Raw genomic sequence first — 23,203 nt, forward strand, 5'->3', positions numbered from 1 at the left:
GAAGAAAAGGTTACAATTTTATTAAGTTTTGCCGGAAAGGTTGATGAAAAATAAAAATGAGTTACAATATGAGATGATTAAGCCAAAAAGACAGGGTAAATTGAAATTAGATACAAAGGAAGTAAGAATCGTGCAAAAGACAAAATTAAGACAGGAATTAAAAAGACAGAGAACAAGTCAGAAACGTTTCCGCAGAATTTTATATCTGATTATTGCGGCTGCAATCGTGATCTACATTGCAGGAACCGTGTATTACAGCAAACATTTTTATTCAAAGGGAACAGCGTTCGGAATTGCTCTGCGCAATGAAAGTGTGGCATCTGTCAAGGAAAAAATCGAAGAAAAAATGAATGCCTACACACTTACGGTATCCGCCAGAGATGGGGAGGAGACCATCAATGCATCGGATATCGGACTGAAATATGATGACAAAAAGGAACTGGATGATTTGTTTAAAAAAGAAAAACCATTTTTGTGGTTTTTGATGGCAGCGACTTCAGAGGAAGAAATTGATCTGGATATTTCCGTAGATGAGCAGAAATTGGATGATGAGATCCAGAAACTTTCCTGCATGCAGGATGAGAACATGACAGCTCCGACAGATGCACATCTGGAATATTCCGATGGGGAATTCAAGATCGTGGATGAGACACATGGAAATCAGCTGGATGTCAATAAGGCAGAGCAGGTGATCGAGACCGCTGTCAGTGAGGGAGCATCTGAGGTTTCATTGGATAACCAGGATTGTTATGTAAAACCGAGTGTATACAAGGATGATGAAAAATTAAAACAGGAATGCGATGATGCAAATAAAATGCTTGTCGCAGAGATTACCTATGATTTTGGCGATCGGACAGAGGTGGTGGATAGCTCCGTAATCGCAGACTGGATTACATTTGGTGATGATTATACCTTTGATTTGGATGAGGATAAAATTACGGAATATGTACATCAGCTTGGATTGAAATATGATACGTTTGGTTTGAGCAGACAGTTCAAAACACATGATGGTCAGACAATCACACTGAAAGGCGGTGATTATGGCTGGTGTATCAATAAAAAGAAAACGGTTGCGCAGTTAAAGGAACTGGTTTTGCAGGGGGCAAAAGAGACGGTAGAGCCTGTATATCTGTATAGTGGTGTCTGCCGTGATACGAATGACCTTGGCAGTACTTATATTGAGGTAAGCATTGCGGCACAGACCATGTGGCTGTACAAAGACGGGGAATGTATTGTATCCACACCGGTTGTAACCGGAAATGTATCAGCCGGACACAGCACACCGTCCGGCGGTGTATGGGCAATTGATGCGCGTATGACAAACTATACTCTTAAGGGTCAGGATTATAATTCAGAAGTCTCTTTCTGGCTCCCGTTTAATGGAGATGTCGGAATCCATGATGCTTCATGGAGAAGTGAGTTTGGTGGAAGTATTTATAAGACACGTGGTTCTCATGGTTGTGTCAATACACCGTACAGTGCCATGAAAACCATTTATGAGAATGTCAAAATTGGTTATCCGGTTGTAGTTTATTAATTTCCATCAGATGTGGAAAACAAGTTTATGTCAGTGGAAGAGATTCATCTCAGTCTGAGTTGAGACTCCCACTTCTGCAAGTGGTGAGTAGTAACAAGTGTTTCTCAGTGGGAGTTCAATCTCCGACTGAGATAAATGCTCCGCGAGGGCGCACATTGTCTGGGAGACAATGGTTTTGCGCCGACCGGAACGGAGTGTAGAGTGCAGTGATTCTGAAAAGAAGATGTCAGCTTGCGCTGACCAGAATCACGCACCAAGTCTCACGTGCGTTCGACTTGAACTTCTACCTGATATGGACTTCGGGCTTTGATGTATGATAAACAGAGGTTTTGGAATGTAAGGAGAACGTATGAAAAAAGCAGAAAATCCGAAGAAAAAGAAAGGTGGAAAGCTGACACTGGTGATTATTGTGATCGCACTGGCAGTCATGGCATTTGCACTTTTCAAAATTGCTCAGATCTACAAGGACTATCAGGAATCCGAGCAGACATTTGAAAAACTGGAAGAAACCTATGTGGTCAATCCGGATGGAAGCTCCGTGACAGAGGATGACTGGAATGATGATACCAGAATCCAGTTTGATGCGCTGAAAAAAGAAAATCCGGATATTATGGCATGGCTGCGGTTTGACAATTTCGATGATGTACATATCAGCTATCCGGTATTGTATTCCGGGGATGATTCCAAATATCTGAGAAGCGATATTTACGGAAACTATCATATTGCGGGCTGTATTTTCCTGGAGGGACTGAATAATCCGGATTTTTCCGATTATCATTCCATTATTTACGGACATAATATGAGAAATACCACGATGTTCGGTGACCTTAAGCGTTATAAAAACGATGAAGGATTTTATGAAAAAAATCAGTTTTTTAATGTTTATACCGCGGATAAAGTGTACCGGTATCAGATTTTCTCCTACTATGATGTGGATGAGGACAGTGATATCTATACTGTTGGTTACGGTGCAGATGACAGCTGGCAGGCAATGATCGATAAGATGGTTGCTTCCTCTATGAAAGATACGGGGATTCATCCGACCAAGGAGGATAAAGTGGTGACGCTGTCTACCTGTAGTAAGGCTGGGGAGACCAAACGTTTCGTGGTTCATGGAGCACTGGTCGATGTGAAAACACATTAAAAGTTTTTTGGGACTTTTAGGGTGGCTTAAAATTTACAATTTAATTTTTTGAAAGAACTTCTGCAATTTGTTTCAGTCGCTAACAATCGCTCCTTGAAAAAAATTGCAGAAGTTCTTGTTTTACACAGAGCTTTTCGTAAATTTTTGCGCCACCATAGAGCACTTAGGTTGTCATGAGGTAATTTCGCATGGTTTTTAACGCGGATTTTTCGAGTCGGCTGACCTGTGCCTGAGAAATATGAATTTCTTTAGCTACTTCCATCTGGGTTTTACCCTCAAAAAAGCGCAGATCTATAATATGTTTTTCGCGTTTATTCAAACGTTTCATTGCATCGCTGAGTGAGAGATTTTCCACCCAGCGATCTTCTTTGTTTTTCTTGTCGCTGATCTGATCCATGACGTAAAGTGGTTCACCGCCGTCTGTATAAACGGGATCATAGAGACTGACCGGTGTTTGGATGGCATCCAGTGCATAGGTGATGTCCTCTTTGGAAATATCAATTTCTTTGGAGATTTCATCCAGTGTGGGTTCCCGATTGTTTTTTTTGGTCATAAGCTCTCTGGCATGAATGGCTTTGTAGGCGGTATCTCGCAGGGAGCGGCTGACACGCAGGCTGTTGTTGTCTCTGAGATAGCGTCGGATTTCCCCGATGATCATGGGAACGGCATAGGTGGAAAATTTTACCTCCATAGTAGGATCGAAATTGTCGATGGATTTGATCAGCCCGATGCAGCCAATTTGAAACAGATCATCCACATTTTCGTTGGAGACGGAAAAACGGCGGATCACACTTAAAACAAGGCGGAGATTACCGCGGATGTATTCTTCCCGAGCCTGTTGGTCACCCTGCCGGATGCGGGTAAATAGTTCTTTTTTCTGGTTTTCATTCAAAACAGGGAGCGTGGATGTGTTGACACCACAGATTTCGACTTTGTATGCTGGCATGTATGGGTTACCTCCGGAATTGTTTGATGCAAATTCAAGAATGCCCTTGGCATTTTACATCTGATGTATTAACAGCTTGCACCAAAACAGAAAAATTATTCCGAAGATGGAAAAACAAAGAATGGTAAAATTGGGAAAAAGAATACAGTTGTTTTTTGTGAGAATGCTAATGGGTACAAAAGTGATTTGCAACGGTTGTTTGGGATGGAATGTGATCTTAGTTACAAAATGCGGTTCAGGTTTAAAAATGTGGCTCAGGTCGTTGCACAACATTAAAAATGATGTTAGAATAAAAACAATTGTCAATTAGAAAGATTGAAACCGGGAGGTACACATGAAAAAATTATTAGATAATATTACCGCTGAGGTAACAAAAGCTTTTGTGGAAGCCGGATACGAAGAAAAATTCGGCAAAGTTACATTGTCTAACAGACCGGATCTGTGTGAGTTCCAGTGTAACGGAGCCATGGCTGCTGCAAAACAGTATAAAAAAGCACCGTTTATGATTGCAGATGACGTGGCAGCACGTCTGCAGGATGTGGAGATGTTTGCATCGGTAGAGTCTGTAAAACCGGGATTCCTGAACCTGAAATTATCTGAGGAATATCTGGCAGAGTATCTGCGTGAAATGCAGGCAGATGAGCGTTACGGCTGCGAGAAGACAGCAGAGCCGAAGACCATCATCGTGGATTACGGTGGAGCAAATGTAGCAAAACCGCTGCATGTCGGACATCTTCGTTCCGCAGTTATCGGTGAGAGCGTAAAACGTATGAGCCGTTACATCGGTCACAATGTCATCGGTGATGTTCACCTTGGTGACTGGGGACTTCAGATGGGACTCATCATTACAGAGCTTCATGAGCGTAAACCGGAGCTGGTTTATTTTGACGAGGCATACGAAGGAGAATATCCGGAGGAAGCACCGTTTACCATCTCTGAGTTAGAGGAGATTTATCCGACTGCAAGTGGAAAATCAAAAGAAGATGCAGCTTACAAAGAAGCAGCAATGCAGGCTACTTTTGAACTTCAGAAAGGCAGAAGAGGTTACATCGCACTGTGGAAACACATTCTGTCTGTATCCATCGCGGATCTGAAGAAAAACTATGACAGCTTAAACGTTTCTTTCGACCTCTGGAAAGGCGAGTCCGATGCAGATCCATACATCGCACCAATGGCTGAACAGATGAAGAAAGATGGTTTTGCATATATGAGCGAGGGCGCACTGGTTGTTGATGTCAGCGAGGAGACCGATGCAAAAGAGATCCCGCCATGTATGATCTTAAAATCAGACGGAGCATCTCTGTATACAACCACAGACCTTGCAACTATCGTATGGCGTATGAAAGATTATCATCCGGATCAGATGGTATATCTGGCAGACAAACGTCAGGAGCTTCATTTTGTACAGGTATTCCGCTGTGCAAAGAAAACAGGTCTGGTAGATGACAACACAGAACTGAAATTTATCGGCTTTGGTACCATGAATGGCAAAGACGGCAAACCGTTTAAAACCCGTGAGGGTGGCGTTATGCGTCTGGAAAAACTGGTTGGGGACATCCAGAATGAGATGTATCAGAAAATTGCCGAGAACAACACCATGGAAAAAGAAGAAGCAGAAAAGACTGCAAAACAGGTTGCATTATCTGCTATCAAATACGGAGATCTGTCCAATCAGGCTTCCAAAGATTATATCTTTGATATTGACCGATTTATCTCCTTCGAGGGAAATACAGGTCCATATATCCTGTATACCATCGTGCGTATCAAATCTATTTTGAAAAAATACGCAGAGAGCGGAAAATCAGCAGCAGATTACACCATTCAGGCAGCACATTCTGCAAGCGAGAAGAACCTGATGCTGGAGCTGGCACGTTTTAATGAAGTAATGACAAATGCAGCAGAGGAACTTGCACCGCACAAGATCTGTGCATATATTTACGGACTGGCAAATGCGTTGAACCATTTCTATCATGAAACAAAGATTATGGTAGAAGAGGATGCGGCTGTGCAGGCTGGTTATATCCGTCTGTTAGAGCTGACCAGAGATGTTCTTGAGACATGTATCGATGTTCTTGGATTCGATGCACCGGAGAAGATGTAAGTACAATCATTCTGACAAGCTGATAAACTTGTGATTACTATATTTTTACGTAGATATTCCCCGTGGACTTTTAGGAGAACACGGGGATTTTTGCTTAAAGTAAGGAACTGAAAATGAAAAAGAACTGGAAATATATGAAATTTGAAAGATACATATTCGGATTATTAATTGCCCTGGAAATTATCATGTCCTTTACGTTCCTTGGTTATATTCACGTGGAGCCGATTTCTGTTACGACAGCATATATTCCGATCGTGATAATTGCATGTCTGTTTGGAATCGGGGAGTCAACGGTGTCAGGTCTGGTTTTCGGACTGGGAAGCATGTATAAAGCATCCTCGTCTTATGTCATGCCGATGGATATGATTTTTTCGCCGTTTCAGAGTACAAATCCGTTGGGAAGTCTGATTTTAAGCGTGGGAACGCGAGTGTTATTTGGATTTCTGATTGGGTGCGTATTCCATTTGGCAAAAAACGGAAAACATCCGATGATCTGGAAAGGTGTGGCTGCACTGATTGCGGGTAAAATGCATGGAATCATTGTATACAGTGCAATGGGATTGTTTTTCAGGGAGTATGTATTTTCAGGAAACAGTACATTTAAGATTGAGAGAAATGATTGTATCGTTGCTGTTTTATGTATGGTACTCGTGTTACTGGCGGATCGGTTTTATAACAGCAGTTTCGTTGGAAAATACAAAGATGCTGTGAACGAATCGGAAAATAATCCGTACTGGTCATCAAAGGTGAATCGGATTCTGGGGATTATTGGCGCTTTTGTCTTGTGTATGGCAGTGCTGTCAACGGTCTATTTTGCAAATCGTATGACATACATGCTAAATGTGCATGAAGTCGATGTGACAGCAGTCATTCAATCAGATATTATGCATTTACAGGCGCAGTTTTTGATGTCTATGCTTGCATTGTACTTCATTTTGCTGCTGGTAATTGCTATGGTTTATCGTTATATGAAGTATCGGGAATATACAGGAGAAATTGATGCTCTGACTGGAATTATGGGGAGACGTCTCTTTTTGCATTACTGTACCCAATGCCAGAAAACAGAAGAGGGAAAATATGGATGGTTCCTGTTTTTAGATCTGGATTACTTTAAACATATCAATGACAGTATGGGACATTCTGCAGGAGATGAGATCTTGCGAAAATTTGCACAGCATTTGCAACGTACATTTCAGGATTATGGTGCGGTTGGACGAGTCGGTGGTGATGAATTTGCGATGATACTGAAAGAGGATATGCCGAGAAAAATGCTGGAACAGAAGCTGACACAGTTTTTACAGGATATTTCCGGAATCTGGGAGAATGTCAAAGTGAGCAGCAGTATCGGTGCCTATCATTTCAAATTCCCGGAAGAGATAAAGACGTTACTTACAGAGACGGATCGTGTGCTGTATGAGGCAAAAGCAAATGGAAGAGCTTGTTTTTGCATTGATGATGGTTTGAATGAGCCGTCCGTTGATTAATAAAAAAGTAAAAACGATAGTTTTAGATGAAAAAAGTTTTACACAACGTTTTATGAAAACAGATGTGTAAAACTTTTTTTGTGCATATAAATATTTTTTAATCTTCAGAATCATCTTCAAAACAATAGGCATTCAATTCTGGAAAATCGAGAAATTCTGCTAATGTCATATTAAAAGCGATGGCAATTTTGTGAAGCGTTCTGGCTTTGGGATTATGTGTTTGACCACGAATAATATTATCTAAAGTAGATTGCTTTACGCCACTCATTGTAGCTAATTTGTTTATGCTGATGCCCCGTTGTTTACAAAGAGTTTTTATTCGCATTACATATAAGTTTGAGTACTCCATTCAATTGTTCCCCATTATTTATTTTTGTTAAGGATATGTTAACAGGGATAAAAATATGTTTTACCCGTATACGGGTTGAAAAAATAAATAGATAATGATAAAATATACCCGTACACGGGTAACTAAGTACATAAATTCATGAAATGGTAATTCGGAGAGACAAAAGAGAAAAATGATTGTTCTGAATATGAGTAAAATCATGAAATAAACACGAGAGAGGGGAGAAATATGTTTTGCGGAAAATGTGGAAAAGAAGTTAAGGAAGGTGCTATATTCTGTGGTAATTGTGGAGCACCAATAGAAAAGAAAACATCGAGTATTTCTTATGGAAAAGGTGGTTATTCCTGGGATGGAAAGAATAACCAGATTGTAAAAAACAAAAATGTTGGTATTAAAAAAATATTAGGTATTCTGATCATTGTCATTGTAATTGTATTGCTTATTGTTTTATTAAAAAATAGGAATTCAGCTGAAAAAGTGGCAATAAAGGCATGCAAAGCGACAGTAGAATGTGATATGGATGCTTATTACAAAGTGTTGGCACCGGATTATATTGATTACATGGTAGGCTCTAATGGCTGGTATTCCACGGATGCTGGATTTAAAGAGGATTTGCTAGATTTTGCAAAAGATCACCGGAAAGATATTGAAAATCAATGTGGAAAGAAATTTAAAATAAAATATTCTGCAAAAGTAGAGGCAGAGAGTGATACAGATACGATTGCACAGGTACAGTATGAATTAAAACATGAATATGGTTATGATGGAGAATCAGTGAAGGCAGCAAAACTTATTAAAGTATCAATGGATGCCAGTGGTTCAGAAAGTGAGACTACATACTCGGCGACAATTGCCTGTGTGAAAATTGGAACAAGATGGTATGTTCACCGTCCGGGGTTATCAAGTTTATAGTAATAACGTTTATAGTGTGTTTGCAGAGGAGAGAAAGATGAACAACAATAATAGTAAAATTAATATGGGAAGTATTTGTTGGGCAACGATTTTTATTGTAGTTGGGATTGTTATGATTTTATATGCACAGGATGAGCGGGCAAGTTCTTGGGGGTACACATGGCGTCCGCCTTATACTGATTATGAGTGGAAGATTTTAATAATTAAATGGTGCGGAATAGCTTTTATTATCAGTTCTGCCATTGGTTTGGTAGGAAACTTTGTCAAAAATAGTATGAATCAAAATGCTGGGGTTCAAGTCCCAATGCAAAATATGAATTTAGAATCAATGAATGGTGGTTTTGTAAACTGCCCTAAATGTGGAGTGCGCCTGATGGCTACTACAAAAAATTGTCCACAGTGTGGCAGTTCTATAGATACAGAAAAGTCGGATAGTATTTCTTCTAAAAATAATAATAAAATATTTTGTGGTATGTGCGGGAGCCCCGCAGATGAGGATGCTGTTTTTTGCCCGAAATGTGGAAATAAAATGATGAAATAGAAAGAGAGAGTATGAAAATATGTTTTGTAAAAATTGCGGAAACGAACTAGAAAATAATGCTATGTTTTGTGGCAAATGTGGAACGCCGGTCAGACAGGATACAAAAGGCAGTCCGTTCAATACGGAAATTAATTCAATGACTGGCGCTGTGAAAAATAAAGGAAAGAAAAAGTTGTGGAAAGCCATAATTGCAATTGTGGTGGTTATCGGAGTATTTTTGGTTGGAAGTCACGTATACGATATTAAATTTGGATATAAAAAAGTTATAAAACAGTATATAAATGGTACAGAAAAAATGGATTGGAAAGTCCTTTCAGATTTATGGATAGATGAATATTATGAAGTCCTTTCAGAAGATATTTCGGATGGAAAAACTGATCCAGATGAATTTAGATCATCAGAGCACACAAACAAAAAGAAGGTATTAGCAGAGTTTGAAAATATAGATGATTGTTCCGTTGATGTAATCATTGATGATGAAAACACTGGAGACAGAGAAGATATTAATGAGGTAGAAGATTCATATGAAAACTATGGATTAGAAATAAACATCAAGAGGATGGTGAAAGTAGATGTGCATACGGATATTACTTATGAGACGGTTGATGGAGAGACACATGAAAAGGATTATGATGAAACGATATATATTGCACAGATAGATGGTGAGTGGCGTCTTACGATGGAAAAACCAAAATCAATGGATAAGCAAATAGGTGTGTATGCAAATCTTTTTATAGCAAATGAGGAGTACAAGTAAAATGGCATTTTATGATGAATTAGGAAAGAAAATTTCAAAAACAGGACAGGGAGCAATCCAGAAGACAAAAGAATTTGCAGAAATCACAAGATTAAATTCTTCAATCACAGAATTAGAAAAAGGAATTGTGGCAATTTATACAGAAATCGGAAGAAGTTATTTCCAAAAATATGCGCAGGCATTTCCTGACGAAGAGTTTGCAGTTTTATTTAATCGAATTGAAGAAAGTATGCGCCAGATCGAAGCTAATAAAAAACAAATCAGAATTTTAAAAGGTGTGGTTTCATGCCCGAATTGTGGAATGGATGTAGATGCAAATGCGGCATTTTGTAAAAGTTGTGGAGTCAGGTTAATTCCGGTAGCACAGATGACATATTCTGGTAATGTGTGCTCAGAGTGTGGAAGTCCTGTGGATGAGGGGCAGCTTTTTTGTACCCGGTGCGGTCATAAAATGGAACTACAGATACAGGAACCGAGTATGCCAGTTGAGGAAAAACAGTTTTGCAGAGAATGTGGAGCAGAATTACAGGCAGGTGCAATATTTTGCATGAGTTGTGGAACTAAGGTGGAATCACAGGAAAATCAGAATGTAGAGCAGGAACAAAGTGTGATGCAGCCACAGAACGTTGAATGGGAAGAAGAAACGACTGATTTTGCAGGCGGACAGGAAGAAAAGAAGTGTTGTCCGGAGTGTGGAGCGGCAGTAGAGTATGATATGTTGTTCTGCGTTAATTGTGGACATCGGTTTTAAGGAGCTTGGATAAAATGAAGTTTTGTATTTATTGTGGGCATGAGATTTCGGAAAATGCGAAGTTTTGTACAATATGTGGAAAAGAACAGATTCAGAATAAACAGCTCAAGAATAGAACTGTCTGGACTGATGATCAGGATGATACAGATGAGTACATGAGAGAAACAAAAAAAGGAAAAAAATTTAAGACAGCAATAGTAGTTCTTGTGATTGCATTTGCAGCAGGAATTATATGGAAAGCAGGGATATTTCAGCAAAACAACAATGATAATTCTGTAGCAACAATAAAAAATAGTCAGGAAGAAGTATCTGCTGATTCTGAAAATAAGGAAACAAAGACGAAAACAGATGTATCAACTCAAGATACAGATACAACATTACAGAATAAGCAACAGAATGTACCGCAGGATAATGTTACGCAGGGAGATCAAAACGAGGTGATATCCACAGATGAATATATTTTACCGACAGATACACAGTATATCAGTGAATCTGATTTGTGGGGATTGACGCAGGAAGAAGTAGCACTAGCAAGAAATGAAGTCTATGCGCGTCATGGGTATGTATTCCAGAATCAAGATTATCAGAATTATTTTTCGGCTAAAAGCTGGTATCAACCGGATGCTGCATATCAGCCGACGGATGATACACTTTCAAAAATAGAAAAAGCAAATGTTGATCTGATCGTGAAATATGAAGTTTCTAAAGGCTGGAGAAAATCATAATAAATATTGTCAGTAATAGGGTTTATATTTCATAGGAAAAAGCAATTTTTAGAAGGAATAAAAATGGGAGAATGATAATGAAAACAAAAGCGAAATATCTGACGGCAATTCTTTTTCTTGCATCTGTCGTGATGTATTTTGTCCCATTTATGGGATGGGAGAGGTTACAGTTGAGATTGTTTGATCTGGTTCAGATCGGATTTGGCAATAAACGAACAGAGGAGATTTCTCGGATTGTTGATAATTTACCGCAGAGCCAGATGTCGTTGTTGGGATATGTGATACTGGGGGCGATGTTTGCAGCGTTAGTGGGAGCTGTTTTGTCAGTGCTATTGAAAAAAGATGCACCATATTTTGCAACAGTGATATTGTCTGTATTGATTAATATCGTGATTGTTTTTTCTGTATTGTTTATGAAACAAAAAATGGGTCAGATGGAGCAGGTACTGAAATTAAATAAAACTTTAGGTGAAAGTTTTGAAATTAACAGAAATCTTGTGTATATCTGGATCGGTATTTTTGTAGTAAATATAGCGGTTTCACTGCTGGCAATTGCATTGCCGGATAAAAAAAGAAAAAAAGATACTCGTATTATTTATTCGGAACAGCCGGTTAAGTCAATACAGAGACAATATCAGGACAAACTTCAGATACCGGTACAGCAACAGAAACTGGAAAATCAGAAACATTTATGCCCACAGTGTGGAAATGAATTACCGGAGAATGCAAAATTCTGTACAAAGTGCGGACAACGTTTATAAAAAGAAAGCACTATATATCTGCACATAATCGTAGATACGGGATATGGAGGAGTTAAAATGAAGTGTACAAATTGTGGTTATGAAAATCCACAAGGAGCAAGATTTTGCGGAAAATGTGGATTGGATTTAATGGTAAATCATACTGAAGGAAGAAAGAAAAAAGAAGAAACAAAAAACAGAAGAAAAAATAGCACAGAATCAATGCAGCCTGCAAAGAAAAAGGGGAAAAAGATTGCGATATTACTGCTGAGTGTTTGTGTATTAATAGCAGTTGCAATAGCTGCATATCTGTCAGTAATGTCACATCCTGAAAAACGATATGAAAAAACATTAAAAACAGCTCAAAAATATATGGAAGAAGAAAATTACGATCAGGCAATTGCAAAATATAAGCAGGCTATTTCTATTGATCCAAAGCAGGTCGAACCATATCGTCAGTTAGCAAAAGCTTATATTGCAACAGAAAATTCGGATGCAGTTGAAGAAACCTATGATACAGTAACTGGTATTATTGTTCAGGAATACAAGAATACAGGAGCAGTATTGGATGGGACAAAGGATGTCTATAAAGATAAGATTGATTATTATGGAAAAACAGGAGATACGGAAAAGATTAAAACAGCAGCCGATGAAGTAGTTGGAATGTTAGATGATGCGAAGGACAAAAATGAAGTGGAACAATTAAGAGATTTTTACTTGATGAACTGGGGATATTATAATAAACTTCAGGAATTGGAAAAATCTCAGGGAGAAGCTGATTTTACGTCAGAAACAGATGAGATGGGAACATTTATCTCCTGTTCCGGTCTGTGCTTTGCTAAATTAGTAGATTTCAATAATGATGGTCAGGAAGAATTAGTTGTGGCTTATCAAATGTCGGATGGTAGTAAATATGTGGAAGAAGTTTATGGATATGAAGAAGATGAAGTACATAAACTGCTATTCGGAGATGGATTTGTTACAGCTGGTGTTCATGATACGACAAAAATCTCTGTTTTATCTAAAGATGATCAATTTTATTTGATTGATGGAAAAATTATTGATCTGTATGAAAAAGATATTATATATGGATATCAAAATGATTCTTTTGAAAAATTAAAAACAATAGGAACTACCGGATTTGACGCAGTGTATTCTGTGGATGATAGAACGGTAAGTGAGAGTACCTATACAAGCGCATGCGAGAAATGGCTGGATTCTGACAAAATTCAAAACTATGCGCTGTCTGATTACGGCACAGAGTCAATCATCACATCTATAGAGGAACTGAAAAATGTTTATGAAACTTTGAGAAAACGGTTGAATATTCAGGTGGATACGAAGGAAGATGATGTTATACAGCGATTAAAAGATGTAAAGGTTTCAGAAGTAAATGTGCAGGAGAATGTATCAGATTCTACAGATACATCAACGACCGGGACAGACATTGATCGCGAATTGACCGAGATAGAAGAAAAAGCAGCGGAAATAGAAGAAAGACTTTCTAATGCGATGGATCAGACAACAATGAATCAGACTTCAGCGGAACTGCGAAAGTTATGGGATGATGAATTGAACTCTATCTGGTCACGTTTGAAAACAAGTCTGGATGCTGATGCGATGGAACAATTGAAAAATGAGGAAAATGATTGGATAAAATATAAAGACAGTGAAATTGAAAAAGTAGGACAGGAATATGAAGGTGGTTCAATGCGCCCTATGGAAGAAAATATGACAGGAGCAGACTTGACGCGGGATAGAGTTTATGTATTAAAAAATTATTTGTAAGGTAGAACATTAGATATAAATGATTCGTTTTTATTAAGCTGGCGATAAAGATGAATTTGTAAAAAATAGAATATGAAGAAAAGTCGGTAAATAAGATTCTAAGTGTATAATAAAAAGCTGGAATTATTTTTCTTTAGACGAGAAAGGTCTTGTTGAGAAAAATGATTCCAGCTTTTTGAAATAGTGTTTATGATATATTTATTAGTATCCCAGTTCTTCGCCAATCAGAATCAGCTTAATACGTCCTTCGATAGCACTTCTACGTGTGATAACTGTATGGCTGCAGATACATCCTTCTGCAAAACAGTCATGGCAGCTTCCGGTCAGTGCACATGGTGTGTTACGGTCCAGACGGATGGCATTTGGCGGAGAAGCGATATTTTTTACTCTGGATTCTGCTTCTTCCAGTGTGGCAGCAACTTTATTCATACCGGCGATGATGATTACATTTTCCGGTCCATAGATCAAAGCAGCTACACGATTTCCGGTGCCGTCTGTATTAACTAACTGACCATCTAATGTGATAGCATTTGTACTCATAAAATAATAATCGCAGGACAGAGCCTTGTGGTAAACCTCTTTGATTTCTTCAGGGGAACAGGCTTTGGAACGATCCAGTAAGGTGATATCCTCTCTTTTTTGCAGAGCATCCATCAGACCACATTCGTTCATAGTCATGGAACCGCCGAAAGATACGCTGGAACCCGGTGTTACATAAGAAAGAGCCTTTTTTACCGCTTCCTCACTGGTTTCGCAGTAGCATCCCTCGTAACCGCGTCGCTCGATGCTTTTCAAAATCGTTTCTGCGGCAACTTTATAATATTTTTGTTTTGGTGTCATAAAATAACCTCCTTGCTGAAATGTAGCAATGATTGAAAGTGAAAATTTTTAAAATCATTGAGACATTACATTATGTATAAAAGTATAGTGAACCAATCAGGAGAGAAAGTCAAGTGATGTGAGAAGTGTTAGAAAAGCCAAACTTTTTGCAAAAAGTCATGTAATGTGATCACCAGCGGTTTGACTTTTTTTGTATGGGTGTAGTATATTAGACTACAGTTTAAATGATAAGGGGAAAGCAAATGAGGAAAAATTTAAAGAAATTGTTCTCATATTACAAGCCGTATATGGGAATTTTTATTGCAGATATGTTTTTTGCATTTGGCGCAGCGGCGGTATCGCTGGTGATTCCGTTAGTGGTGCGTTATATCACATCTGAGGTTGTTCATTGGGAAAGCAGTCAGGCGCTGCACACAATTTTACGACTGGGAGTGATCATGCTGGTGCTGATCGCTGTTCAGTGTTACTGCAACTATTTTATATCGAATTACGGACATGTCATGGGCGCAAAAATCGAGTATGACATGCGTGCGGAGATTTTTTCACATTATCAGAAACTGTCTTTCCGATTCTATGATGATCAGAAAGTCGGCCAGTTAATGTCACGCATTACATCGGATCTGTTTGACATCACGGAGCTATTGCATCACGGACCGGAAAATATCGTGATTTCGCTGATCCGTATCATCGGTGCTTTCATTATTATGGTAAATATCAGTCCACGGCTGACAGTGGCAGCATTTGCACTGGTGCCGTTTATGCTGGTGTACGCTTATGTGTTCAACAAAAAAATGAAGCGCGCCTTCCGTATGAACCGTGTGAAAATTGCAGATATTAACAGTCAGATTGAGGATAATCTGTCTGGAATCCGTGTGGTAAAATCCTTTGCCAATGAGGAAATTGAAAATAAAAAGTTCAAAAAGGGCAATGACGGATTTCTGGATGCAAAGAAAAACAGTTATCGGTATATGGGCGGTTACAATGCCGGCTTGACTGCGTTTACAACAGCAATTACCGTTGTTGTCATGTTGTCTGGCGGTGTGATGATTGCCCGTGGAAAAGGAAATATCACGGATCTGATCACATTTTTGCTGTATATTAATGTATTCACTGAGCCGATAAAAACGCTGATTGATTTTACGGAACAATTCCAGAATGGTTATTCCGGATTTGAGCGTTTTATGGAGATGATCTCTGTGGTGCCTGATATCAAAGATGCGCCGGATGCGCAGCCGATGCAGGAAGTGAAAGGTGAAATCAGTTTTGAAAATGTGTCCTTTCATTATGCAGACAGTGATCAGATGGTGCTGAACCATGTAAATCTGGAAGTTCCGGCGGGAGAGTATGTGGCGTTGGTTGGAAGCTCCGGTGCAGGAAAAAGTACGCTGTGCAGTCTGATTCCGCGATTTTATGATGTGACAGGCGGTACGGTCCGGGTGGATGGTCAGGATATCCGCAAGATCAAATTGTCGGATCTGCGCAACCATATCGGAATCGTGCAGCAGGACGTGTATTTATTTGCGGGGACGATTCTGGAAAATATTCGCTATGGAAAACCGGATGCCAGCAGGGAAGAGGTTATCAAAGCGGCAAAAGAAGCCAATGCCCATGAATTTATCATGAGTTTCCCGGATGGATATGATACGGATATCGGACAGCGAGGCGTGAAATTATCCGGTGGTCAGAAGCAGCGTCTGTCGATTGCCCGTGTATTTTTGAAAAATCCGCCGATCCTGATTTTTGATGAGGCGACTTCTGCATTGGATAATGAAAGTGAAAAAGTCGTGCAGGAATCTCTGGAAATCCTTGCAAAAGGACGTACTACTTTTGTAATTGCACATCGTCTGTCTACGATCCGTAATGCAGAACGTATTCTGGTGTTGACAGAAAATGGCATTGAAGAGAGCGGTACTCATGAGGAGCTTGTGGCAAAAGGCGGTATTTATCAGAAGCTGTGTGAAATGGCAAATCTGGCATAAGGCGATTAAGATAATAAAAGACACGTATCGATATGATTTTATCAATAAGTTCAGAAAACATAGTTCAATGATTTCATAAATGAAATCAGATGGAAGCATCATATTTTGTGTAAGTCTGGAAAGGAAATGTTATTATATATGAGCAGACTGAAAGTGAAAAAGGTACAACTGTCCGATAAGGAGTGGATGGATGCTTATCTGGATGCAAAACAGGACAAAGGATGTGACATGTGTTTTGCAAACATCTATCTCTGGGGCAGAAAATATAAAACGGGTTATGCACTGGTCAATGACTGTCTGATTTTTGCGGATCTGACGGATTTTACCAGTGTATCCATGCCTCTTGGCGATCCGGAAAAAGTAAAACAGGCGATTCTGACGCTGGAAGAATATTTTGCGGAAGATGGAAAGCCGTTTGCACTGCATCTGACAACACCAAAGGATGTGGAGCAGTTGGAAGAATGGTTTCCGGGAAAATATCAGGTGGAGTATGAGCGTGATCTGGCGGATTATGTGTATGAGAGGGAAAAACTTGTGGCATTATCCGGCAAGAAATATCACGGCAAAAAGAACCATGTGAATAAATTTAAAAATCTGTATCCGAACTGGGTGTATGAGCCGATCACTGATGAAAATGTGGAAGACTGTTTTCAGATGGGACTGGAATGGCGCAGAATCAACGACTGTGAAGAGGATGAAGAAAAACTGGACGAACTGTGTGTGACGTTCAATGCGTTGCGTCTGATGAAAGAACTTCATCTGACCGGTGGTTTGCTGCGGTTGGAGCCGGATGGCGATGTGGTAGCTTTTGCCATTGGCGAAGAATTAAATAAAGATATGTATGTGGTGCATATCGAAAAGGCTTTTGCGGATGTGCCGGGGGCTTATCCGATGATCAACCAGCAGTTCGCAGAGCATGCGGCAGAGGGGTATCAGTATGTCAACCGTGAGGATGACAGCGGTGTAGAAGGTCTGCGCCGGGCAAAAGAGTCCTATCACCCTGCGTTTATGGGATTGAAGGGATATGTGACACACCTTGACAATTCCTGATTTCAGACTTAAAATAATCTGTCAAAGGGTGGAAATTTAAAAGCTAAGAAAGGATGATATAAAATGACAAAGATAGACATTATTTCCGGATTCCTTGGAGCCGGAAAAACAACTTTTATTAAAAAAATGCTGGAAGAAGTTTTCTCCGGTGAGAAAGTAGTTCTGGTTGAGAATGAGTACGGTGAAGTTGGTATCGATGGCGGATTCTTAAAGGATTCCGGTATCGAGATCAAAGAGCTGAATTCCGGCTGTATCTGCTGCTCTCTGGTTGGTGATTTCAACCGCAGCTTAAATGAAGTAATCGAGACTTATCATCCGGATCGTATCCTTATCGAGCCGTCCGGAGTTGGCAAACTTTCTGATGTTATGTCTTCTGTAAAAGACATGGAGAAAAATCATGATGTAAAATTAAATGCACTGGTAACGGTTGCAAATGCAATGAAAGCAACCAAACAGATGAAAGCATTCGGTGAGTTCTTCAACAACCAGATTGAAAATGCAACAACTGTTGTTTTAAGCAGAACTCAGAATATGAAAGAGGAAAAACTGGAGCTTTGCGTAAAAGAGATTCAGAAATTAAATCCGAAGGCTGCTATTATTACAACACCTTGGGATTCTATTTCCGGAGAGCAGATCCTGAAAGTAATCGAGCAGCAGGATTCTTTGATGCAGGAAATGATGAAAGAGTACGAAGAGCATCATCATGATCACGAGCATGAACATCATCACGACCATGACCACGATCATGAGCATCATCACGATCATGACCACGATCACGAGCATGAGCATCATCACGACCATGACCACGAGCATGAACACCACCATGACCATGATCACGACCACGGCGAAGGATGCACCTGCGGATGCCACGACCATGATCATCACCATCATGACCATGATGCAGATGAAGTATTTATCAGCTGGGGCAAAGAGACTCCTCATAAATATACAAAAGAGAAGATTGAGTCTATCCTGAAAACATTCTGCGATACCGAAGACTACGGCACAATTTTACGTGCAAAAGGAATGGTTCCGGCAGAAGACGGCACATGGATCTATTTCGATATGGTTCCGGGCGAGTATGAGCTGCGTGACGGTGAGCCGGATTATACCGGACGTCTCTGTGTCATCGGTACAGATATCGACGAGCATAAGTTAGAAGAATTATTTGAACTGAACTAAAAACGGATTCCGATATGGCAGTGCGGTCAGCATTGCTATATCGGAAAAAGTTTTCTTTTGAAACCACGCAGAAAGCAAAAATTACAGAAAAGAGAGAAACGAATAATTATGGATATACCAGTATATTTATTTACCGGTTTTATGGACAGTGGAAAGACTTCCCTGATCACTCAAACCCTTCAGGAGAATGATTTTGGCATCGGCTCCCACAGTCTGATCATTGCCTGCGAAGACGGCGATGAAGAATACGATGAAGAAGCACTGGCAAAAGACAAAATTACGGTTGTGGCAGTAGAGTCCGAAGAAGAATTTACCGAGGAATATCTGAAAGAGTGTGACGATACCATTAAGCCGGATCAGGTATTTATCGAGTATAACGGTACTTGGGAATCAGCCAAAATTCTGGAAATGAAACTCCCGAAAGGATGGGAAATCGTTCAGTCTCTGGCCACCGTAGATGCTTCTACATTTGAACTGTACCTGACAAACATGCGTGCCATGATGATGGAGCAGGTGTTCAATACCGATGTGGTTATTTTTAACCGCTGCACCGATGACACACCGAAAGCAAAATTCCGCAGAACCATCAAGGCTGTAAATCGCCGTGCACAGATTGTATACGAGCGAGAAGATGGTACCATTGATGAGAGTGATGCTGATGAGCTTCCATATGATCTGGATCAGGATGTCATTGAAATCACCGATGCTGACTACGGCATTTTCTATCTGGATGTACAGGACAATCCGCAGAAATACGAAGGCAAAACCATTCGTTTCCTGGGACTTGTATATAGACCGGACAAATTCGGTAAAAAACCGATGATGGTACCGGGACGTTTTGCTATGACCTGCTGTGCAGAGGATATTCAGTTTATCGGTCTGAAATGCAAGTATGACAAAGCAGTGGAGATTCCGCACAAATCCTGGATTTATATAACCGCAGAGATCCACAATGAGTTTGCCAAGGAATATCGTGGAAAAGGCCCGGTTCTGTATGCAAAAGAAGTCGTAAAAGCAGAAGAACCGGAAGACAGTCTTGTATACTTCTCATAAAATGTGAGAAAAATGAGAAAACTGATTGACAAAACTTCAAGAATGTAATAGACTAAAGCACATATAAGAAAACAAGTTGAAACCGTTGAAAAAGAGTAGTAGGCTGGAGACAGTGATGTCGAACCGATTTTCAGAGAGCTGCCGTTGGTGTGAGTGCAGTATGAGGAGAAAGCTGAATGGACTTTTGAGGGCTGCCTGAAATGGATTTGAGAGTAGGGTATGCCGGGAGCCGAACCCGTTATCCAGTCGGTATGTATGAATACGTACATAAAAAGAGTGGGCGTCACGCCAATTTGAGTGGTACCGCGATAATAAATCAGTTTATTACCGTCTCAGGATAAGTTTATCCTGGGACGGTTTTTTTAATCATGAAACATGAAAAAGAGGAGAGTAAAAAGATGAAAAAGAGATTTTTAGCAATGGCACTTGGATGCGCAATGGCAGTAACAGTTCTGGCAGGCTGCGGTGGTCAGTCAAACGATCAGAAAGATGCAGGAAATACCACTTCTGCAACAGAAGAGGCAGCAGATGGCAAAGTTTATCAGGTAGGAATTGTTCAGTATGTTGACGATGCTTCTTTAAACCAGATCGTAAAAGCTGTAAAAGAAGAGCTGGATGCAAAAGGAAAAGAGCTTGGTGTGACATTTGATTATGCAAATCACACATACAATGGTCAGGCAGATGCAACCGTTATGAACCAGATTGCAAGTGACCTGATCAATGATAACGTAGATGCAATTGTTCCGGTAGCAACACCGGTTGCAATGGTTATGCAGGCAGCAACAGAAGAAACACAGACACCGGTTGTATTTTCTGCAGTATCTGATCCGGTTATCACAGGTCTGGTAGAGAGCATGGATAAACCGGGCAGCAACATCACAGGTACATCTGATATGCTGGATACCGATGCGATCATGGATCTGATGCTGGCGGCACAGCCGGATATCAAAAAAGTAGGTCTGTTATATGACAAAGGACAGGATTCCTCCACACAGCCGATCGCAGATGCAAAAGCATATCTGGATGCGAAAGGAATCGAGTATGTTGAAAAAACAGGAACAACCAACGATGAGGTATCTCTTGCAGCAGACGCGCTGATCGCAGCAGGATGCGAGGCGGTATTTACACCAACTGACAATACCGTTATGACAGCAGAACTTGCAATTTTTGAAAAATTCCAGGATGCAAAAGTTCCACAGTATTGTGGTGCTGATTCCTTTGCATTAAATGGTGCATTCTGCGGATATGGCGTAAATTACGAAGAACTTGGAAAAGCAACAGCAGACATGGTAGTAGATATTCTGGTAAACGGTGCTGATCCGGCAACAACTCCGGTACAGACTATGAACAATGGTATCGCAACCATCAATACAGACACAGCAGAAAAAATCGGTCTGGATTACAGCATGTTTGCTACCATGTGCGAGCAGGTAAAAGAGACTACAACTGCTCAGGAATTTGAATAAAAGCGGGAGCGGAAACTGATTATGTTATCTTCAATTTTTACAGTATCACTTGCACAGAGTGCAATTGAACTTGGATGTATTTATGCGCTGGTTGCGCTGGCGCTGTTTGTATCATTTTCAATTTTAAATATTGCGGATCTTTCCACAGATGGATGTTTTACTTTAGGATGCGCTGTGTGTGCCATGGTAACCCTGCAGGGTCATCCGTTTCTGGGACTTCTGGCAGCGACCGGTGCCGGTGTAATCTCCGGATTTGTAACGGCATTTCTTCAGACCAGACTGGGCGTTGAGTCCATTCTGGCTGGAATTATCGTAAATACCGGTTTGTATACCATCAATATTGCGGTTATGGGATTTTCATCCACCATCAATCTGTTTGCCAACGATACAATTTTCACACTGGCAAAAGACAAAATTGGTGGAAACTGGTATGAAATTATTGCTATTCTGATCGTAATCCTGATCGTGGCAGTTATCCTGATCTGGTTTCTTGGAACGAGACTGGGACTTTCTATCCGGGCAACCGGTGACAATGCCTTTATGGTAAGAGCTTCCTCCATCAGTCCGGTATTTACCATTACCGTTGGACTGTGTGTGGCAAACGCTATGACCGGACTTTCCGGCGGACTGCTGGCTCAGTATCAGAGATCCTGTGATATTAATATCGGAACCGGTCAGGTTACCATCGCTCTGGCGAGTCTGATCATCGGTGAGACACTGGTTGGAAAAGGACATGTGGCAAAACGAATTTTTGGCGTCATCCTTGGAAGCTGCCTGTACCGTTTCATCGTGGCAATTGCACTTCGATTCAATGTCCCGGCAGAATGCCTGAAACTGGTATCATCCATTATCGTAGCAGTAGCGATTTCTCTGCCGTATCTGAAACAGAAAGCGGCGTTTGCAAAGACCAAACGTGCGGCAATCGCAAAAAGAAAACGGGGAGGTAATCTGTAATGCTCCAATTAATCGATATATCAAAAACCTTTAATCCGGGAACGGTAAATGAGAAAAAAGCATTGTCTCATCTGAATCTGGAATTACAGGATGGTGATTTCGCAACCATCATCGGAAGTAATGGTGCCGGAAAATCAACTATGTTCAATGCAATCTGCGGAACATTTTTTGTGGATGAAGGCGCAGTTATTCTGGATGGCAGAGATATTACATATGAAAAAGAACATAAGAGAAGCAAATACATCGGACATCTGTTTCAGGATCCGATGAAAGGTACGGCTCCGAATATGAGCATTGAGGAAAATCTTGCACTGGCTTATCTGAGGGCATCTGCCTCAAGAGGAAAGTTTTTCAGCAGAATTTCTCAGAAAGAAAAACAGATGTTCCGTGAAAAACTTGCTTTACTTGATATGGGACTGGAAGACCGTATGAAAAATCCGGTGGGACTGCTTTCCGGTGGACAGCGTCAGGCACTGACACTTCTGATGGCAACCGTTGTAACACCAAAAATTTTGCTTTTGGATGAGCATACGGCAGCATTGGACCCGGCGACGGCAGAAAAAGTATTGAATCTGACCAAACGGGTCGTGGCAGAAAACAAGATCACCTGCCTGATGATCACACATAACATGCAGTCAGCGCTGGATCTTGGCAATCGAACTTTGATGATGAACTCCGGTGAGATCGTGCTGGATGTCAAAGAAGAGGAAAGAAAAGGTCTGACGGTTGCAGATCTGTTGGAAAAATTCAAGGAGGGTGTTGGCGCTCAGCTTGATAATGACCGAATCCTGTTATCATAAATGATCCGAGTGATCGGGAATTTTGTGATTGAGAAGAAAATGAGAGACATAATACAAAAGTAATATTATACAGGAATAGAAGAAAACATAACAAAAACCGGTGT

Annotated in this window: 21 protein-coding genes; 18 read left to right on the forward strand and 3 right to left on the reverse strand. The window is 40.4% G+C overall.

From position 1 onward, the window contains the following. Window positions 1–43 precede the first annotated feature (43 nt). Both DXB15_RS02355 and srtB read left to right on the forward strand, forming a co-directional pair. Window positions 44–1,537 (forward strand): L,D-transpeptidase family protein, encoded by a 1,494-nt coding sequence (locus DXB15_RS02355; RefSeq protein WP_109215490.1) that lies wholly within the window; start codon window positions 44–46, stop codon window positions 1,535–1,537. Window positions 1,538–1,886: 349 nt separating this feature from the next. Further along, on the forward strand, window positions 1,887–2,681 hold the full coding sequence (srtB, locus tag DXB15_RS02360) for a class B sortase (protein ID WP_118701910.1): 795 nt from the start codon (window positions 1,887–1,889) through the stop codon (window positions 2,679–2,681). A gap of 163 nt (window positions 2,682–2,844) precedes the next feature. On the opposite strand, the gene sigG is transcribed toward srtB, so the two are convergent. After that, a complete protein-coding gene (sigG, locus tag DXB15_RS02365) occupies window positions 2,845–3,627 on the reverse strand; it encodes an RNA polymerase sporulation sigma factor SigG (RefSeq protein ID WP_118701911.1) in 783 nt (260 codons plus the stop codon). A gap of 334 nt (window positions 3,628–3,961) precedes the next feature. Between sigG and argS the strand changes: the two genes are divergently transcribed. Next, window positions 3,962–5,728, forward strand: a complete 1,767-nt coding sequence (argS, locus tag DXB15_RS02375; RefSeq protein ID WP_118701912.1) for an arginine--tRNA ligase — start codon at window positions 3,962–3,964, stop codon at window positions 5,726–5,728. Window positions 5,729–5,841: 113 nt separating this feature from the next. Beyond that, complete coding sequence (locus DXB15_RS02380) at window positions 5,842–7,212, forward strand: diguanylate cyclase domain-containing protein (RefSeq protein ID WP_118701913.1); 1,371 nt, start codon at window positions 5,842–5,844, stop codon at window positions 7,210–7,212. 97 nt (window positions 7,213–7,309) lie between these two features. Here DXB15_RS02380 and DXB15_RS02385 read toward each other — a convergent pair whose 3' ends face one another. Next, window positions 7,310–7,561: a helix-turn-helix domain-containing protein gene (locus tag DXB15_RS02385; RefSeq protein WP_118701914.1), complete on the reverse strand. Its 252-nt coding sequence runs from the start codon at window positions 7,559–7,561 to the stop codon at window positions 7,310–7,312. A gap of 228 nt (window positions 7,562–7,789) precedes the next feature. Between DXB15_RS02385 and DXB15_RS02390 the strand changes: the two genes are divergently transcribed. From DXB15_RS02390 to DXB15_RS02420, 7 genes are all read left to right on the forward strand, one after another. Beyond that, entirely contained in the window at window positions 7,790–8,473 is a 684-nt protein-coding gene (locus DXB15_RS02390) for a zinc ribbon domain-containing protein (RefSeq protein WP_118701915.1), read from the forward strand. 37 nt (window positions 8,474–8,510) lie between these two features. Beyond that, window positions 8,511–9,014 (forward strand): zinc ribbon domain-containing protein, encoded by a 504-nt coding sequence (locus tag DXB15_RS02395; RefSeq protein ID WP_158582175.1) that lies wholly within the window; start codon window positions 8,511–8,513, stop codon window positions 9,012–9,014. 19 nt (window positions 9,015–9,033) lie between these two features. After that, entirely contained in the window at window positions 9,034–9,771 is a 738-nt protein-coding gene (locus tag DXB15_RS02400) for a zinc ribbon domain-containing protein (protein WP_118701917.1), read from the forward strand. A gap of 1 nt (window position 9,772) precedes the next feature. Next, complete coding sequence (locus DXB15_RS02405) at window positions 9,773–10,522, forward strand: zinc ribbon domain-containing protein (protein WP_158582176.1); 750 nt, start codon at window positions 9,773–9,775, stop codon at window positions 10,520–10,522. Between the two features lie 14 nt (window positions 10,523–10,536). Continuing rightward, the gene (locus DXB15_RS02410; protein ID WP_118702033.1) at window positions 10,537–11,247 is read left to right on the forward strand and encodes a YARHG domain-containing protein; all 711 of its coding nucleotides are present in this window, start codon (window positions 10,537–10,539) and stop codon (window positions 11,245–11,247) included. A gap of 77 nt (window positions 11,248–11,324) precedes the next feature. Next, window positions 11,325–12,008: a zinc ribbon domain-containing protein gene (locus DXB15_RS02415; protein WP_158582177.1), complete on the forward strand. Its 684-nt coding sequence runs from the start codon at window positions 11,325–11,327 to the stop codon at window positions 12,006–12,008. A 57-nt stretch (window positions 12,009–12,065) separates the two neighbouring features. Further along, on the forward strand, window positions 12,066–13,775 hold the full coding sequence (locus DXB15_RS02420; protein WP_118701920.1) for a lysozyme inhibitor LprI family protein: 1,710 nt from the start codon (window positions 12,066–12,068) through the stop codon (window positions 13,773–13,775). Between the two features lie 201 nt (window positions 13,776–13,976). Here the strand turns inward: DXB15_RS02420 and DXB15_RS02425 are convergent, their stop codons facing one another. Further along, on the reverse strand, window positions 13,977–14,615 hold the full coding sequence (locus DXB15_RS02425; RefSeq protein WP_118701921.1) for a lactate utilization protein: 639 nt from the start codon (window positions 14,613–14,615) through the stop codon (window positions 13,977–13,979). A 242-nt stretch (window positions 14,616–14,857) separates the two neighbouring features. Between DXB15_RS02425 and DXB15_RS02430 the strand changes: the two genes are divergently transcribed. From DXB15_RS02430 to DXB15_RS02460, 7 genes are all read left to right on the forward strand, one after another. Continuing rightward, window positions 14,858–16,594, forward strand: a complete 1,737-nt coding sequence (locus DXB15_RS02430) for an ABC transporter ATP-binding protein (RefSeq protein WP_118701922.1) — start codon at window positions 14,858–14,860, stop codon at window positions 16,592–16,594. A 138-nt stretch (window positions 16,595–16,732) separates the two neighbouring features. Further along, entirely contained in the window at window positions 16,733–17,644 is a 912-nt protein-coding gene (locus tag DXB15_RS02435; RefSeq protein ID WP_118701923.1) for a DUF2156 domain-containing protein, read from the forward strand. Window positions 17,645–17,707: 63 nt separating this feature from the next. Then, complete coding sequence (locus DXB15_RS02440) at window positions 17,708–18,826, forward strand: CobW family GTP-binding protein (protein WP_118701924.1); 1,119 nt, start codon at window positions 17,708–17,710, stop codon at window positions 18,824–18,826. Window positions 18,827–18,928: 102 nt separating this feature from the next. After that, window positions 18,929–19,879, forward strand: a complete 951-nt coding sequence (locus DXB15_RS02445) for a TIGR03943 family putative permease subunit (protein ID WP_118702034.1) — start codon at window positions 18,929–18,931, stop codon at window positions 19,877–19,879. Between the two features lie 398 nt (window positions 19,880–20,277). Then, window positions 20,278–21,345, forward strand: coding sequence for an ABC transporter substrate-binding protein (locus tag DXB15_RS02450; RefSeq protein ID WP_109215499.1), 1,068 nt, complete (start codon window positions 20,278–20,280; stop codon window positions 21,343–21,345). A 21-nt stretch (window positions 21,346–21,366) separates the two neighbouring features. After that, window positions 21,367–22,299: an ABC transporter permease gene (locus DXB15_RS02455; protein WP_109215500.1), complete on the forward strand. Its 933-nt coding sequence runs from the start codon at window positions 21,367–21,369 to the stop codon at window positions 22,297–22,299. Next, window positions 22,299–23,099, forward strand: a complete 801-nt coding sequence (locus tag DXB15_RS02460) for an ABC transporter ATP-binding protein (protein WP_118701925.1) — start codon at window positions 22,299–22,301, stop codon at window positions 23,097–23,099. Before DXB15_RS02455 ends, DXB15_RS02460 begins: the two co-directional genes overlap by 1 nt. Window positions 23,100–23,203 lie beyond the last annotated feature (104 nt).

The sequence above is a fragment of the Roseburia sp. OM02-15 genome, from assembly GCF_003481835.1.
Classification (GTDB): domain Bacteria; phylum Bacillota; class Clostridia; order Lachnospirales; family Lachnospiraceae; genus Eubacterium_I; species Eubacterium_I ramulus_A.